Below are 16,592 nucleotides of genomic sequence, written 5' to 3'. Positions count from 1 at the left end.
GGACAGTGAAACACCTTAGCGCCGATGATAGTGCAGATTACCTGTGTGAAAGTAGGTCATTGCCAGACACCCTAAAGCAGTAAACAAGACCCCCGTACTCGAAAGAGGCGGGGGTTTTGCTTTGCGCAGAAGAAATGGAGCAGCAACTGCCAGTGGGGTTGCTTGTTGGGTTGCGCGATAAAGCTGCTATCCCAGCCTGCAAGAGGGATAAGTTAATAGCAGTAAAAAATACACGACCTCATGTTTACTTGTAAGCCTGGATAGATGGCTGTCCATGTTAGAATTCAGACTATCTGTCTGCCACTGGCTCTGAGGATTTGGAATGTCTGGAAACACGCTTGGTTTATTGTTTACGGTAACTTCATTTGGCGAAAGCCATGGGGCAGGGATTGGGTGTGTGGTGGATGGTTGCCCGCCCGGAATGGATTTGAGTGTTGAAGATATTCAGGCTGAGTTAGATCGTCGCAAACCCGGCACCTCCCGCCATGTGACCCAGCGCAAAGAACCGGATACAGTAGAGATTTTGTCGGGGATTTATGAAGGTAAAACCACCGGCACACCGATTGCGCTGTTGATTCGTAATCAGGATCAGCGCAGTCAGGATTATGGCAAGATTGTTGAAACATTTCGCCCTGGCCACGCCGATTACACCTATTGGCATAAATATGGCATTCGCGATCCGCGTGGTGGTGGTCGCTCGTCCGCGCGTGAAACAGCAGTGCGTGTTGGGGCGGGAGCGATCGCTAAAAAATGGTTACGTGAGAAATATGGGATTCAGATCCGTGGCTATATGAGCCAGCTGGGTGAAATCGCCATTCCATTTAAGAGCTGGGATGAAGTCAGCGGTAATGCATTTTTTGCGCCTAATGCCGAAATCGTGCCGCAGCTTGAAGATTATATGGATGCGATTCGTAAAGAGCGCGATTCGGTTGGCGCGCAAATTACCGTGGTGGCAGAAAATGTACCGGTTGGCTTAGGCGAGCCTGTGTATGATCGATTAGATGCAGAAATTGCTTACGCAATGATGAATATTAATGCAGTAAAAGGCGTTGAAATTGGCGCTGGCTTTGAAAGTATTGCGCAAAAAGGCTCGGTGCATTGCGATGAACTTACGCCAACTGGCTTTGCGAGCAATCACGCTGGCGGTATTTTAGGTGGCATTTCTACCGGCCAGGATATTGTGGTGAATCTGGCGGTCAAACCAACTTCCAGCATTGCACAAGAGCGCCATTCTATTGATAAAGAAGGTAATCCGGTGCTAATGGCAACAACCGGGCGGCATGATCCCTGTGTGGGGATTCGGGCCACGCCGATTGCTGAAGCCATGCTGGCTTTAGTACTGATTGATCACGCTCTGCGTCACCGTGCTCAGTGTGGTGATGTCAAAGTAGATACGCCACGTATTCCTGCAAAAAGGATTTAATGATGCTTAAGCTGATGGCCATGGTGGCGGTATTTCTGACAGGTTGTGCCGCACCGCAATTTGCAGCAACAGTAAGCGTAAGGCATAACCTGGCAAGCAGCCCAGCTGCTCAGCGTTTTGCTTTTGAGCGTAATGCTTCGCAAGTGCAAAGCCTGGCTCAGCGTGATTTTGAAGAGGATGTCAGTGCCGAGCTGATGCGTAAAGGCTACGTTTACGAGCCAAATATGAGCGCTGCAGACTGGCTGGTGCGCTTGCAGTATCAGGTTGATGGTGGCAAAACGGTGACAAGCCAGGAGCCGATTTGGGGAACGGTTGGTTTTAGTACCTACTATCGCCGGGTTTCCACTTCAAATGGCGTGGTTTTAGTTCCTTACACCCGCACAGAAAGTGGTGTTATAGGCAGCAGGCCTGTCAGTGACACGGTTTATAGCCGTCAGCTGACACTGGATATACTGGACAGAAAAGATTTGGCTGCCGGGCGCTTTGCAAAATTATTTGAAGGTAAAGCGGTGAATCGCAGCTCTGATGATGCGATTGAGCCTGCTGTGCCATGGCTGATTCGTGCCTTATTTGAGCAGTTTCCTGGCGTTTCCGGATCAAATCGTGAAGTGAAAATTATTTTACCTGAGCAATGAGGCTGAACGCAGCGGTCTTTTTCTTATGATTAAACGGAAAATACCGCACAGTGATAGCTGTTTTACGCTAATTATTTAAACGGAAAAACCCGTGACCCCTGAGCAATATTGTGAAGATAAAGCCGCCAAAAGTGGCTCCAGTTTTTATTACAGTTTTCGTTTTTTGCCTTTAGAGCAAAGAAAAGCGATTACTGCCTTATATGCATTTTGCCGTGAAGTGGATGATGTGGTTGATGAATGCCATGAAGAAAGCGTGGCGAGAACGAAATTAGCATGGTGGCGTAATGAAATTGATCAGCTGTTTGCGGGCACTCCTCAGCATCCTGTGACCTTAGCCTTATCGCCAGCCATTAAAAAATTTGATTTGCAACAAACGCTGTTTTTAGAAATCATCGACGGTATGGAGATGGATCTGGATATGGCCCGGTATAACAGCTTTAAAGATTTGCAACTGTACTGCTACCGGGTGGCGTCTGTTGTGGGGCAAATGGCCGCGCAAATTTTTGGATTTACAGATCGCGGCACGCTTAAATATGCTCATGATTTGGGATTAGCCTTTCAATTAACCAATATTATTCGTGATGTGGGTGAAGATGCCCGTCGTGGCCGGATCTATTTGCCTGTGACTGAATTGCAGCAATTTAATGTTCCGGCCGCCGATATTCTGGCTTGCCGTGAAACACCAGAATTTCGGGCATTAATGGATTTTCAAATTGAGCGTGCTGAGCAATATTATGCGCAGGCTTTAGCGCAATTACCGGCCGTTGATAAAAAGCCGCAGCGCACAGGGCTTGTGATGGCGGCGATTTATCGTGCTACTTTGCAAGAAATTAAAAATGATGGTGTAGGTAAGGTCCTGAATCAAAGGCTTTCATTAACCCCGATTCGTAAATTATGGCTGGCGTGGAAAACGTGGTGGCTGTGTTAAACCAATACTCTGTTGCGGTGCTGGGCGCTGGTTATGCGGGTATAACGGCCGCCGCAGAGCTTGCTGCGGCAGGTGTTCATGTCAGTGTGTTTGAGGCTGGCAAAGTGCTTGGCGGGCGGGCCAGAAAAGTAGGGCTGGAAGGCAAATCACTTGATAACGGTCAGCACCTTGTGATTGGTGCGTATACCGGCCTGCTGGGCATGATGGAAAAAGCAGGCGCAGACTGCCATGCCGCTTTTTTGCGTCGCCCCATGGCGCTGGTAGTGGAGCCCGGCTTTCGGCTGGCATGTCCCGAATTACCCGCACCTTTGCACCTCGCTTTGGGTTTGCTGTTTGCTAAAGGCTTGTCCTGGGCTGAGCGTTTTGCTTTAGTGCGCACGATTCGTGTGGCTCAGGCGGCAAAATGGCGGCTGGCTGAGGATATAACAGTGAGCGCCTGGCTTAAGCAACAGCGCCAGCCTGATGTATTAATCAGCCGGTTTTGGCAACCACTGACCGTCGCCGCATTAAATACTCCGCTGGAGCAGGCTTCTGCACAGGTTTTATTAAATGTGCTGCGGGATAGTTTTGGGGGCGCGCGTGCGGCCTCAGATTTGCTGCTGCCCAGGGTGGATTTTTCGGCTTTGTATCCCGATGCAGCGGCCCGGTTTATTGAGCAAAAAGGTGGGCATGTTTACCGCTCGCGCCGCATCCGGCGTGTGGCTAAATCAGGCCGTGGCTGGCAGCTTAATGGTGAGGGCGAGGTTTTTGATGCGGTGGTCTGTGCATTGCCACCGCATGGTTTGTCTGCTTTGCAAGTTTCTGAGCCCGATGTGCTGCCCTTACAGGTGCGTGACTGGACTTACCAGCCGATAGTAACGGTTTATTTGCAATACGCTTCTGATGTGCAACTGCCTAAACCTATGCTGGGCCTGAGTGATTCAATGGCGCAGTGGGTATTTGACCGGGGGTATACGCACAATACCGCAGGACTTATCGCGGTTGTGATCTCGGCAGAGGGGCAGCATCAGGCACTGGTGCAGGATGAGCTGGCAAAGCTGCTGATGCAGGAATTACATCAGCGTTTAGCTTTGCCGCAAAGTGCGCTCTGGTATCGGGTGATTACTGAGAAGCGGGCTACTTTTGCCTGTACGCCAGATTTGCAGCGCCCGGGCAATCAAACCTGTGCTGCAGGTTTTTGGCTGGCAGGGGATTACACCGCAGGGCTGGCGGGAAAGGGTGATTATCCGGCCACGCTCGAAGGTGCAGTAAGAAGCGGTAAGGCGGCTGCAGAGGGTCTGCTGCAAGAATTAACTAATAAGCTCTGATAAAAGGGATAAAAATGAGTGAAGTAATGAGCGATTGGAAAAACTATCAGGCACCGGCAGGTGCATTTCGCAGCCGCGTGATTTTAGTCACCGGGGCGGGGCAGGGTATCGGCGAAGCTGCGGCCATGGCGCTTGCCGAGCATGGCGCAACGGTGATTTTGTTGGGCCGCAATGAGAAAAAACTCGCCAAAGTGTATGACGCAATTGAAGCGGCGGGTTATCCGCAGCCCGCGGCGATTCCTTTTGATCTGGCAAAATCCGGTGAGGCAGAGATTGCACAAATGGCGGTGCTGATTCAAAAAGAATTTGGTCGCCTCGATGGTATTTTGCATTGCGCGAATGGCTTTACCCATTTGTCGCCGCTGGCTAATCAGAAGATGGAAGAGTGGGTGGAAATGTTCAAAGTGAACGTTGCCGCGCCCTTTGTGCTGAACCGTGCTTTATTCCCGCTTTTAAAAGAAGCACCAGACGCCAGCATCCTGATCCTGGGCGAGCATCACGCTTTTGCGCCTAATGCCTATTGGGGTGGGTATAGCGTCAGCAAAGTCGGGCAAAAAAACCTGGTTGAGATTGCGGCTGCCGAGTGGGAAACCATGGAACACGTGCGGATTAATCTTTTAGTGCCCGGCCCGATTCAATCGCCATTCCGCCTGAAAACACATCCGGGTGAAACGCGTGAAAGCCTGCCGCCTGCCAGCTCGATTGTGCCGGCTATTTTGTATTGGATGGGCGATGCCAGCCGTGGGCAGAGTGGGAAAACTTTGCTGGCTGACAGCGTTGTAAATAAAAGTGCAGGGGACGGGAACTTGTCTGCAGAGGCATGATCATAGTTTGAGTGCTAATGAATGTTAGTGCTTGCTTCGTCCCCTTATGGCCCCACCGCTGGTGGGGCTTTTTTTTGTGCATTTTATTCAACAATCATTTAGAGAGAAGTGCTGTCATCTTGTTACAATCCTGTCTTTGCTTTTTGGCCTGAGTTTATGACACTTGATGCGGTTTTTGCCGACGACGGCCCCTTTGCCGATGCGTTTCCTGGCTATAAATTGCGCGTGCAGCAATTAGAAATGGCGCAAGCCGTTGAAACTGCAATCAAGAACCAGGGCCAGCTGATTGCTGAGGCCGGCACGGGCACGGGTAAAACCTTTGCCTATCTGGTGCCCGCCCTTTTGTCTGGCGGCAAAGTGATTGTTTCAACCGGTACCAAAACACTGCAGGATCAGCTGTTTGCCCGCGATATTCCAACTGTGCGCAAAGTATTGCAGGTGCCGGTGACCATTGCCCTGCTTAAGGGGCGCTCAAATTATGTCTGTCATTACCATCTGGCACGCACCGAGCAGGAAGGGCGCTTTATGCGCAAAGAAGACGTTGCCGATTTAGTCAAAGTGCAGCGCTACGCCAAAACAACAATATCAGGGGATAAAGCGGCTTGCCCTGGCGTGCCGGAAAACGCGCCTATCTGGGGGCATGTGACATCTACCCGGGATAATTGCCTTGGCCAGGATTGCCCGAGTCATCAGGATTGCTTTGTGCTGAAAGCACGCAAAGACGCACAAGATGCCGATGTGGTGGTGGTGAACCATCATTTATTCTTTGCTGATGTCTGGCTGCGGGATGAAGGCGCAGGTGAGCTGTTGCCAGCCTGCAATACCGTTATTTTTGATGAGGCGCATCAGCTTCCCGAAGTAGCGAGCCTCTTTTTTGGTGAGACGCTGACGTCTGGCCAGCTGATCGATCTGGCGCATGATTCGCGGGCTGAGGCACTGGTTGTGGCCAAAGACTTTATTATGCTGCCCGCTGCGGCAGAAGCACTGGAAAAAGCGGTGAAAGATTTGCGGCTGGTGTTTAAACCGGATGCCACGCGTTTTCCGCTGCACCAGCTTGAGCAGCAAAACCCGGAGTTTATCCCTGCACTGGATGTGGTCGCTGAAAAGCTGGGTACGCTGTGCGATTTGCTGGGCAAGCAGGCGGAGCGGGCTGAGGGGCTGGAAAATTGCCAGATTCGCGCGCTGGAGTTCGTGGATATCCTGAAACGCTGGAAAGCAGGCGACGATGAAGAAAGTGTGCACTGGGTGGATGTGTTATCACACGGGCTGATTCTGCACGCCACGCCGCTGAATATTGCCCAGCTGTTTCAAAAACAATTGAAGTCGAATCCGCGCGCATGGGTATTTGCATCGGCCACCTTAGCTGTGAATGGTCATTTTAACCACTTTAAGCACGAGCTTGGCCTGTGGGATGCTGTTGAAGCCACTTGGGAAAGTCCTTTCGATTACAAGCAACAAGCGGCGCTTTATGTACCGCAAGATATGCCCGAGCCCAATGCGCCAGACTTTACCATGCAAGTGATGGAAAAAGCCTGGCCGCTGCTGCAAACCACGCAAGGCCATGCTTTTCTATTGTTTACCAGCTTGCGTGCAATGCGTGAAGCGCATGAATTGGTACTGGAAAAGCTGAAAGCTGCAGGGCTGGAATGGCCGGTGTTTCTGCAGGGGCAAGGCTCGCGCACCGAGTTGTTGGATAAGTTCCGCCAGGCACCGAACGCTATTCTTGTGGCCAGCCAAACCTTCTGGGAAGGGATTGATGTGAAAGGTGAGCAACTCTCCCTTGTGGTGATTGATAAGCTGCCCTTCAGCCCGCCGGATGATCCGGTTTTATCGGCGCGTATTGAGCAAATTAATAAATCGGGCCGCAGCGCATTTATGGATTACCAGGTGCCGCATGCCGCGATTACCTTAAAGCAGGGTGCCGGGCGCTTGATTCGGGATGAAACCGATATCGGTATCCTGATGATTGCCGACAAGCGTTTAGTCGAAAAACAATATGGAAAAATGATCTGGAAAAGCCTGCCGCCAATGTTCAGATCAAGAGAGCTGGCTACGGTGCAGCGCTTCTTTGAAGTTAAGCGTCAGCAGCAGCAAGACGCAAATGCTGTGCCTGATCAAACGAGTGGCGGGCAGGCTGAGCCTTAGTACCTGCCCTCATGGGCGTAAGTTTGCAATACTAACGATTATTGAAGGTAAGTTGCCCGCATGGCAAAAAAACGACAAAACCAACCTACTTTAGGGCGCTCGCTGGGGCGCTTGTTCTTGCTGCTTATTGTGCTGCTGGTGGCCTGTGCAGCCTGGCTTTATCAATATGCCAGCACGCCTCAGGTGCATACAACATCAGACTTTGTAGTGGAGTCAGGTGGCGTTAAAAAAGTAGCGGATCAGTTGCTTAAGCAGGGCGTGATTGATCAGGCCCTGCCGTTTTTAGTACTGGCCCGGGTAACCGGTAAAGACAAGTTATTGAAAGCAGGCAGCTATAGCATCAGTGCGCCACTCAGCCCCTGGCAGCTTTTAGAAAAACTCAGTAATGGCGATACCACCACCCTGACTTTTACTTTGATTGAAGGCTGGAAGTGGAGCGATTTTCGCAAGGCCTTAAATACCAACCCACATTTACGCCACGACAGTGCTTTGATGTCGGATGCCGAACTGTTGGCTGAGCTGGGCATCAGTGCACTGAGCCCCGAAGGCTTGTTTTTCCCTGACACCTATCATGTGGATAAGGGCAGCTCAGATTTAAAACTCTTGGCAAGAGCCAATCAGCGTATGCAAAGCAAGCTGGATAAGGCATGGGCCGGGCGCTCACAAAATGTGCAGTTGAAAACGCCCTACGAGGCGCTGATTCTGGCCTCTTTGGTTGAAAAAGAAACCGGCCTTGCGGTTGATCGCCCGATGATTGCTGGTGTATTTGCAAACCGCTTACGGATTGGCATGCGTTTGCAGACCGATCCTGCTGTGATGTATGGGGCAGGTGAATCACTTGACGGGCGTTTGCGCAAAATCGATTTGCTTACTGATACGCCATATAACACCTATACCCGCAGTGGCTTACCGCCTACACCCATTGCCATGGTGGGGGATGCGGCATTAAAGGCGGTGATGCACCCCTCTGCAACGACGGCGCTGTATTTTGTGGCGAAAGGGGATGGCAGCTCGGTGTTTTCTAATAATCTGGATGAGCACAATAGTGCGGTACGTAAGTATATTTTGAAAAAGTAAGGCTTTTTATTTGCTAAAAGCCAGAATTCTTAGATTTCACTTATCTTCTTTTGCCTGAGCGAGCGCTTGATTTTTGCGATGCACCATCTAGAACGGATACATATCGTTTTGGAGTACCGTGATGCATGCTCTTCCTCGTGGATGTCTGGTGGTTTTCTGTTCGGCATGGCTTGTTAACAGCCATGCCGGCGTGTTTGATTTTACTGCAACGATGAATGGTCAGTCCGGACAGGGGAGTTTTACAACTGCCGAGGAAGCCGCTAATACCTATTATGAAGACAAGTTAAAAGTTATTTTCCCTACTTATAGTGGGGTTGAGGCCATTAATAGCGTGCTTAATTTTCGCGGCATGCCTATTCAACTGGCTTTTCCGCAGCAGGGCTCAACGCTGCTGACTTTTCAAATTCCTGTTTTAGAAATCAGCGAATCATTTGCTGGGGCAACCCGGAATGAAAGCCGTGATTTATTAAAAGAATATTTAAAAAATCACACTGATTTATTAGAAAAAATGGCCAGGCATTTAGTTTCTGTTTCACCTGTTGATCCTATTGCGGGTAATCCAAATAGTCTGATGTCCCGTGCGGTAAGTAATGATGCCAAATTGCTTTGGTTTGGGGCCAGAAATACCACCGCAACGGTGGGGCAAAGCAGTGATGGCCGGCATCGTTTTGGCGTTGGCGCTAATTTTAAGCATATGAAGAGTGATGCCGTGGGCAGCGCTAAAGAAATGGAAAGCGATACTTATAATTTGCCGCTTTCTTATTCTTATCAGTTTTCTGAACCCAATCACGAATTAATTGTGGATCTGCCGCTTGGCTATACCTCAAGCGATGGGGCTAAAGGCTACGATGGCAGTTTGGGTCTTTTTTATCGCCGGCCCATTTTTGAAAATTGGGTGCTCAGCGTTACGGGCTCAGGGCGGGGCACTTATTCCAGTGATTTAGCGGGTGCGGCGGCCATGGGCTCGGGGGCGATTGCATCCAGCTATGTCTGGCGTGGCGATGCTTATTCAATTACCCTGGGCAATATGCTGGGCTACTATAAGGCGCTGCGTTTAACCGTAGATGGCAAATCGTTTGATCCGGGGATTGCAAATACGGTGTTTCATAATGGCTTGCTTTATTCCAGAGACAGTCCATGGAAATTGGGTGCAGATCCTTTGACCTGGGAAGTTTATTTAGTGGATAGTCGTTATACCGGCACAGATTTATTCAGCAACTATCAAACCGAGCTTGGCTTTACATTAGGCACGATTCGCCCTGCTCATTCTAAAGAAGCAGATTTACGTTTTGGGTTTAGTTTTACCAAGGGCGAAAATGTACAGGGCTGGCAGGCCAATTTTGGCGCCTGGTTCTAACTTGGCAGAGGTGGAAGGGTGAATAAAAAAGGCCTCCCGCAATGGGAGGCCTTTCAATTATCAGCCAGCCAGGAGGCTGGAAATAATGTGTCTTAGAACTTACCAACCAGACCAAATGCGAACTGGTTCATGTCATTGCCTTTTGCTAAAGCAAAGCCAGAAGCGGTAGTGAAGTTAGAGTTCTTTTGGTTGTCTACTTTTGAGAAAGAAGCAACGGCCTGAACATATTTATGGAACTGATAGCCTACAGCGATGGTAGCTTGCTGGCCACCAGTATCTGTCAGTGTTGTGCCATCTACGTCATTTGCTTTTGCGTATTGAACTTGTACTTCAAGAGCATCTTTTTTGTAGCCAGCGATCAGACCATAAACATTTTGTTTCTGATCGAAGTTCTTAGCCGCAGCAAGACCGCTTACGCTTGAAGAAGTGCGTTCAAACACTGCACCTGCGCTGAAGTCCATGTAATTAACCTGGCCGCCCAGTTGGTAAGCTTCAAGCTTTTGTGTACCTGTGAAGTTGGCTGCTTTTGCACCGCTGCTGCCATCCAGTTTCCAGGCTGCATTGTTTACTGTTGTGTAACCAAAGCCAACATTAAACAGGCTGTGTTTGTAGCCTAAAGAAACCGAAGTTTGGCCCATCAAATCTGTTGCAGGTGTGTTGCTTGGTGTACCTGCAGCACCGGCAGAAATGGAGTTAGCAGAATCTTTACCAAAGTTGTGGCTTAAGTTAGCGCTGAAACCTGCCCAGTCTGGTGTCTCGTAAGCAACCATATCACCCTGGCGTGCGCCAAGACGGTTCAGAATTTGCTTGGAGCCGTAGGTAGAAGACGCATCGTTCAGGTTGCCGTACAGAGTAGGAACGATTTGTTTCAGTGACAATTTGTATGCATTGTCATAACGGCCAAGGCGTAAAGTACCGACTTGCTTGCCGCCTACGCCAACGAATGTATTGCGGCTGCCAATTTCAGCTTTGTCATCGGTGTTGTCACCGTTGTTACCAAGGTAGAAACGGCTTTCAACTTGAGCAAGAGCGAAGAAGTCATTGCCCAGGTCATATTTGGCTTTGAAACCCAGTTTGGATGTTTGGTCCATCAGGCGGGTTTGGCTGTCTGCAGTGTTAGCAATTGCCGCGCCGCTGTTGTTGTTTACAGAAATCACTTCAACAGCAGAACCCAATGTGCCGTAAATGCTGAATGGGCCAAGTTCTACATCTGCGAATGCTACAGGTGCAGCAAATGCAGCAGAGATAGCAAGGGCGATAAGCTTTTTCATAATCTGTACTACTCCCAAAAAACGAGTGGATGAAGTGGCAAGGGGTTTGCCACTTCTGCATTGGTAAAGATCACGGCACTTTTGTTATAAGAAGCCATTTTATATTCTTTTGCGGCATTATGACATTTCTTATGCTTTCTGGTTGGCTAAGTTTTTTCAAAGTCAGCTCACAAAAAAGCCAAGGTTCATGAATCACTAATGCACGCATTTAGAAAGCAGTTGTATGTTTACAGCAACAAATTGCTTTCGAACAATGCCAAGTCTAGGGGAGTTTTATTAAAAGTATATGACAAAAAAATAGGTTTAAGCCCGTACGAACCCTTTGTAAGCCGGGCCAAACGTAGCATCTATGCAGCTTCCGGGAGATTCCGCTCGCATAAAGGTTTCACCGACCAGAAAGTTGTTAACGTGATTTTGTTGCATCAGAACAACATCATCCGGGGTGACAATGCCGCTTTCTGTGATCACGATACGATCGCTTGTAATCATGGGAAGCAGTTTCAGAGTGTTTTGTAGCGAAACTTCAAAGCTGCGCAAATCGCGATTGTTAATTCCCAGTAATGGCGTTTTAAGCTGTAATGCCAGCTCTAATTCAGCCTCGTTATGTACTTCTACTAAGGCAGCCATGCCCAGACTGTGCGTTATCGCTTCAAAGTCTTGCAGTTGACTTAAGCTTAACTCTGCTGCAATGAGCAGGATGCAATCTGCGCTCCATGCGCGGGCTTCAAAAATTTGATATTCATCCACCATGAAATCTTTACGCAGAACGGGCAGATTGCATGCTGACCTGGCCGCTTTCAGGTAATCAAGGTGCCCTTGAAAGTAAGGTACATCGGTGAGAACTGACAGGCAGGCTGCACCATGTGCGGCGTAATCCTGCGCATGAACTGCCGGCTGAAAATCAGCCCTAATCACGCCTTTGGACGGGCTGGCTTTTTTGATCTCCGCAATAATGCCAGGGTGGCCAAATACATTTTTGTTGCGTAATGAACCCGCAAAGTCACGTAAGTCTGTATTGCCTTCGGCTTGAGCACGAATTTCATGCAATGGAATCAATTTGCTGGCCGCAGCTACTTCTTCGTATTTGGTGGCCCAGATTTTTTTTAAGATGTCAGACATATTTGGCTCTTTTGTTAAGGCATGGCAAACCGCGGTGCAGATCGCTGCTGCTTACCAGCGCTTTAAAAAAGGCGGGTTTCAGCCGCCCTGCAAAATGAATTTGTGATTTAAATGCTTTGAGTGAATTGCACCAGCGCATCCAGCCTGGCCCGGGCGCTGCCATCTGCCAGTACCTGGCCCGCCCGCTGAATCCCCGCCACCAGTGATTCGGCTTTGCCCGCTGCGTAAATCGCTGCTCCGGCGTTCAGCTGCACAATATCGCGGCATGGGCTGGCCTGATTGGCCAGAACCTGCTCAATAATGTGTTTGGATTGTTGTGCATCATTTGCGTGCAGTGTTTTGATATCCGCCAGCTCAAAGCCATAATCACGCGGATCAAATTCAAACTCGTTAATCTGCCCGTCTTTTAGCTCGGCGATCAGGGTAGGGCCTGAAATGGAGATCTCATCCATGCCATCTTTGCCATGCACAATCAGTACATGCTTGCTGCCCAACTGTTTGAGCACGCGCACCTGAATCCCGACTAAATCAGGGTGAAAAACGCCCATCAGCTGGTTTTCTGCGCCTGCCGGATTAGTCAGCGGGCCCAGAATATTAAAAATGGTGCGCACGCCCAGCTCACGGCGGATAGGCGCAACGTATTTCATGGCGCTGTGATGATTGGGGGCGAACATAAAGCCCAGGCCAATTTCATCAATAGAGCGGCCCACTTGCTCTGCGCTGAGGTTTAAGTTGATACCAAAGGCTTCCAGCACATCGGCGGAGCCAGAGCTGGATGAAACAGACCTGCCACCATGTTTGGCGACTTTTGCGCCAGCGGCGGCAACGACAAAAGCGGCGCAAGTCGAGATATTAAAGGTGTGTGCGCCGTCGCCCCCAGTGCCGCAGGTATCAATCAGATGGCTGCGGTCTTGTACATTCACTTTGGTGGACAGCTCGCGCATCACCGTGGCCGATGCGGCAATTTCAGACACGCTTTCAACTTTAGTGCGTAAGCCAATCAAGAGGGCGGCGGTCTGAACAGGGGACATTTCCCCTGTCATGATTTGCCGCATGAGATACAGCATTTCGTCATAAAACAATTCGTTGTTATCGATCAGGCGATTGAGTGCGGCTTGAATAGTAATCATGAGTGCTCCTTGGCTTGGGGCGGGTGATCTGGCGGCAAATAAGTCGTGGTCTGGCAAAAAACGCTGCAAACAGGCAGGCGTGAAATGATGAAGCAATTAAGCGGGCCATCTCAGGCTGCTGAATGAAATGCAGGTGCTGAACATGGGATACGGCGAGTTATATCAGTGCTTTGAAAACACTATTTGTTGAAGTTTTTTTTGTTTTGCACTTAGGATCAGGGCGCAGTTTCAGATTCTGAACTCAAATTATTAAGCTAAAGCTGCACAGGGCTACTGTACATAAAAGCGCGAAAGCTCATCAGAGCGGGAACGATCCAAATCTATCCGGCAGGACAGCTCAGCAATCCCGGCTCCGCTGCCGCCTGCAAAACTTTTACCTACCCAGGCGCAATGCGCCTGACGGTACGTTTCATAGGCGCGGGTGCTTTTTTTGAAGGCGGGCAATGCCTCTGGACGGCCGGTGGCACGGTCCAGGTTTTTCATCATTGCCCGGGCTGCGGCTTCTGCATTTTTTCGATCTTGTTCAGCCTGCGGGGCCAGCTTGGCTAAACAGGTTTTAATCAGAATTTGATTTGCGCCATCGCATTCTACCTGGGCCGGAGGCGATGTTTGTGCCTGCGCGCTGAAAGCAAGTAAGGCGCAAGAGAGGGTAAAGATAAGGCGCATGATCTATCCTGGGTGAAAAAGAGGGGGCTGGTGCCTGTGGCAGGCACGGCAGAGGCCTTAAAGCGGCTTAGAGTCTGTCAGGCCCATTCTTTTAAAAACTGATCCAGCATGGCATGGCCGTGCTCGGTAAGGATCGATTCAGGATGAAACTGCACACCTTCGATCGGCAGTGTTTTATGCCGCACGCCCATGATCTCGCCATCTTCTGTCCATGCCGTGATTTCCAGGCAGTCTGGCAGGCTGGAGCGCTCAATTGCAAGCGAGTGATAACGGGTCACAGTAAAGGGGGAAGGCAGGTTTTTAAACACACCCGTATTGCTGTGCTCTATTTGCGATACTTTGCCATGCATCAGCGTTTGCGCGTGAATGACTTTACCGCCAAAAGCCTGGCCAATGGCCTGATGCCCAAGGCAAACACCTAAAATAGGCAACTTACCGGCAAAGTGATGAATCGCAGCCAAAGAAATACCTGCTTCGGTAGGAGAACATGGGCCGGGGGACACCACCAGATATTTAGGCTTTAAAGCTTCGATTTCTTCGATGGTAATTTCATCATTGCGATGCACCTGCACGTCTTGCCCCAGTTCACCAAAATACTGGACTAAGTTATATGTAAAGGAGTCGTAATTATCTAGCATAAGCAGCATGGTTAGGTTATGTCCTTGATTTTATAGGGTTGAATGTGGATGCTGCTTATCTGTTGTCCGGCATCTTAGCCGGTTATTTTTTTGCGTTATCACGGAGGCTGCGATAAACGCCCTTGTTCTGTAAATTATCGCAGTACAGGCGCAGGGCGTCTAGCGCATAGAAAAATAGACTTATTTTATTGAGCCAATATTACGCTGGACATTGATTTGCCTGTAAATGCAATCTGTCATTTAGGCCAGCAAGCCCGCCGGGCATGAAACATGCGCTGGCTAAATATATGCGGGCAGGCGTAAAAGAAGAACAATACTTTCAGATCCTGGATTACACCAAGGAGCACCAATTCCAGCAGGAGGCCATCTTTTATTTATTAGAGCCCGATATTAACCAGAAGATTTACGGCCTGCCCGAATACCTGTCGGCGCTTAATTCAACATTGCTGAATGAATCGGCCACGCTGTTTCGCCGCCGCTACTTTGCCAAAGGCCGCCACGCCGGTTTTATCCTGTAAGACCGACGCGAAGCATTGAAAGGCAGCAAAGGCCCGGGTAATTTTAAAAATCTGATGGTGTACGCGCCGGGCGGCAAGAAAGACGGCATGCAGATCCTGCCCATTTCTGAAGTGGCGGCAAAGGACGACTTCTGGAACATCAAAAACGTAACCCGCGACGACCAGCTAAGCGCCCACCGCGTACCGGCACAACTGATGGGCATCATCCCCAACAACACCGGCGGCATGGGCGACGTAGAGAAAGCCGCCACCGTGTTTGCTTATAACGAGATTGAGCCCTTGCAGGAGCGGATGAAGGAGCTAAACGACTGGCTGGGGGTGGAGGTGATCCGGTTTAAGACGTATTCAGTAACGGCAGAGTAAAGCAAATCAGCCCCAATAAGTGGGGCTGATTTAATTAAGACTTATTAAGTAAGCAATAGAACCTGTTTACTGATCAAAACAGATTTCTTAAATATTTTTTTGATGCGTTTTGTCTTGGACTTTGGTGCCTATATTCAGTAGCTTACCTCAATGCTCATAAATTACGCCTAACGACTAGTATCAGCTATGAAGACTTGCGTCGGCTGAATCTGCGTGTTGAGCATTACGCGTTTTTAGAGGGGGGCAAGTCCAAGTTGCGAAAGCACACCATACTCACATTGGAGTCGATCTATAGCTGACATGCCACCGGACGCTGATTCTGCCCATGGTGAAACGTCTAGTGATCGTTTGAAGCGTAGTATGGCTGGATCTATCTGAACTGATCCATTCTTTGTTTGAACACAGCCATGCTGAAACCCTCTTCGGAATGACGCCTCTGAAATTCGGCTAATTAAGCGGACTAGTTGTTTCCTAGTTTTTTCTGGAAGATCGTTGAACTCCTCTAAGTGTAGGCCGTACGCAACTGAATGTGGATCAAAGTCACTCATTTTACTCTCCTGAATTAAACCATCGAAGCGGAGTAATCTCACCGATCCCAATATGAGCAGATCAGATCAAAGCTGTAATCAGCAGGCCGAATTACTTTGGGCGTATCTAAAGCAAAGAGACGCTTGGACCAGATATTGAAATCCAACAATCATGGAAACTATTTGTTGGATTTCAATATCTGGCCCTGATTTTTTAGACTGCATTTTAGCTATTCGAATTTAAATAGTGGGTTTGGTCTTTTAAGTTTATTCAAGAACATAAAATACCACACCATCATCAATATTTTTTGGCCTCCCGTAGTAAAAATTTAACGTGCCGTTAATTAATACATTTCCATTGTTTTGGGTGATTTTTATATTTGTAATGTTTTTCAATGAGTCTGCGTTGCTTTGAAACCAAATTATTTTTGATGGATGACTTCCTTTAGAAGTTAGCTCATCTACGCTTTGCATCATAGTATCGTTTTCGTGGGTGATTTCTACTTCTTGTGTATTGAATGTTTTTTGAAAGTTGCCAGCAGTTGAATCTTCTATAATTGATACGTTTACTATGATTCGCATTATTGCATCCTAAAAATAAATAATAGAAAGCTGGAGTCAGGATTTGCAATAACACAGCTTATGTTTTAAATTATGTTAATGC

Annotated in this window: 16 protein-coding genes; 10 read left to right on the top strand and 6 right to left on the bottom strand. The window is 49.0% G+C overall.

Features of this window, described 5'->3' with window-relative positions:
• Positions 1 to 322 precede the first annotated feature (322 nt).
• From aroC to HA050_RS21325, 8 genes are all read left to right on the top strand, one after another.
• The gene (gene aroC, locus HA050_RS21360) at positions 323 to 1,423 is read left to right on the top strand and encodes a chorismate synthase (RefSeq protein WP_166830487.1); all 1,101 of its coding nucleotides are present in this window, start codon (positions 323 to 325) and stop codon (positions 1,421 to 1,423) included.
• The gene (locus tag HA050_RS21355; RefSeq protein ID WP_205836546.1) at positions 1,423 to 2,058 is read left to right on the top strand and encodes a DUF4136 domain-containing protein; all 636 of its coding nucleotides are present in this window, start codon (positions 1,423 to 1,425) and stop codon (positions 2,056 to 2,058) included. The genes aroC and HA050_RS21355 overlap by 1 nt, the downstream gene beginning before the upstream one ends.
• 91 nt (positions 2,059 to 2,149) lie before the next feature.
• Positions 2,150 to 2,986 (top strand): presqualene diphosphate synthase HpnD, encoded by an 837-nt coding sequence (gene hpnD / locus HA050_RS21350; RefSeq protein WP_166830484.1) that lies wholly within the window; start codon positions 2,150 to 2,152, stop codon positions 2,984 to 2,986.
• Positions 2,974 to 4,293 carry a hydroxysqualene dehydroxylase HpnE gene (gene hpnE, locus HA050_RS21345; protein ID WP_308418924.1) on the top strand — a complete coding sequence of 440 codons (1,320 nt, stop codon included), beginning with the start codon at positions 2,974 to 2,976 and terminating at the stop codon, positions 4,291 to 4,293. The genes hpnD and hpnE overlap by 13 nt, the downstream gene beginning before the upstream one ends.
• Before the next feature lie 14 nt (positions 4,294 to 4,307).
• A complete protein-coding gene (locus HA050_RS21340) occupies positions 4,308 to 5,117 on the top strand; it encodes an SDR family NAD(P)-dependent oxidoreductase (RefSeq protein WP_240929226.1) in 810 nt (269 codons plus the stop codon).
• 156 nt (positions 5,118 to 5,273) lie between these two features.
• Complete coding sequence (gene yoaA / locus HA050_RS21335) at positions 5,274 to 7,262, top strand: DNA repair helicase YoaA (protein WP_166830482.1); 1,989 nt, start codon at positions 5,274 to 5,276, stop codon at positions 7,260 to 7,262.
• Between the two features lie 60 nt (positions 7,263 to 7,322).
• Complete coding sequence (gene mltG / locus HA050_RS21330) at positions 7,323 to 8,339, top strand: endolytic transglycosylase MltG (protein WP_166830480.1); 1,017 nt, start codon at positions 7,323 to 7,325, stop codon at positions 8,337 to 8,339.
• A 121-nt stretch (positions 8,340 to 8,460) separates the two neighbouring features.
• A complete protein-coding gene (locus tag HA050_RS21325) occupies positions 8,461 to 9,696 on the top strand; it encodes a hypothetical protein (protein WP_166830479.1) in 1,236 nt (411 codons plus the stop codon).
• A gap of 92 nt (positions 9,697 to 9,788) precedes the next feature.
• Here HA050_RS21325 and HA050_RS21320 read toward each other — a convergent pair whose 3' ends face one another.
• The 5 genes from HA050_RS21320 to HA050_RS21300 form a co-directional block, all read right to left on the bottom strand.
• On the bottom strand, positions 9,789 to 10,967 hold the full coding sequence (locus tag HA050_RS21320) for a porin (protein ID WP_166830478.1): 1,179 nt from the start codon (positions 10,965 to 10,967) through the stop codon (positions 9,789 to 9,791).
• A 303-nt stretch (positions 10,968 to 11,270) separates the two neighbouring features.
• A complete protein-coding gene (gene trpC / locus HA050_RS21315) occupies positions 11,271 to 12,086 on the bottom strand; it encodes an indole-3-glycerol phosphate synthase TrpC (RefSeq protein WP_166830477.1) in 816 nt (271 codons plus the stop codon).
• Between the two features lie 107 nt (positions 12,087 to 12,193).
• Entirely contained in the window at positions 12,194 to 13,216 is a 1,023-nt protein-coding gene (gene trpD, locus HA050_RS21310; RefSeq protein ID WP_166830475.1) for an anthranilate phosphoribosyltransferase, read from the bottom strand.
• A gap of 270 nt (positions 13,217 to 13,486) precedes the next feature.
• The gene (locus tag HA050_RS21305; protein ID WP_166830473.1) at positions 13,487 to 13,882 is read right to left on the bottom strand and encodes a lysozyme inhibitor LprI family protein; all 396 of its coding nucleotides are present in this window, start codon (positions 13,880 to 13,882) and stop codon (positions 13,487 to 13,489) included.
• 77 nt (positions 13,883 to 13,959) lie between these two features.
• Positions 13,960 to 14,529 carry an aminodeoxychorismate/anthranilate synthase component II gene (locus HA050_RS21300; RefSeq protein ID WP_166830472.1) on the bottom strand — a complete coding sequence of 190 codons (570 nt, stop codon included), beginning with the start codon at positions 14,527 to 14,529 and terminating at the stop codon, positions 13,960 to 13,962.
• 254 nt (positions 14,530 to 14,783) lie between these two features.
• On the opposite strand from HA050_RS21300, the gene HA050_RS21295 reads away from it, so the two are divergent.
• Both HA050_RS21295 and HA050_RS21290 read left to right on the top strand, forming a co-directional pair.
• Positions 14,784 to 15,038 (top strand): phage portal family protein, encoded by a 255-nt coding sequence (locus HA050_RS21295; RefSeq protein WP_166830471.1) that lies wholly within the window; start codon positions 14,784 to 14,786, stop codon positions 15,036 to 15,038.
• A gap of 15 nt (positions 15,039 to 15,053) precedes the next feature.
• Positions 15,054 to 15,401 (top strand): phage portal family protein, encoded by a 348-nt coding sequence (locus HA050_RS21290; RefSeq protein WP_166830470.1) that lies wholly within the window; start codon positions 15,054 to 15,056, stop codon positions 15,399 to 15,401.
• A 794-nt stretch (positions 15,402 to 16,195) separates the two neighbouring features.
• Here the strand turns inward: HA050_RS21290 and HA050_RS21285 are convergent.
• A complete protein-coding gene (locus HA050_RS21285; protein WP_166830468.1) occupies positions 16,196 to 16,510 on the bottom strand; it encodes a hypothetical protein in 315 nt (104 codons plus the stop codon).
• Between the last annotated feature and the right edge of the window lie 82 nt (positions 16,511 to 16,592).

Source organism: Iodobacter violaceini, assembly GCF_011601265.1.
GTDB lineage: Bacteria > Pseudomonadota > Gammaproteobacteria > Burkholderiales > Chitinibacteraceae > Iodobacter > Iodobacter violaceini.
This window is presented reverse-complemented; position numbering and strand designations above follow the sequence as displayed.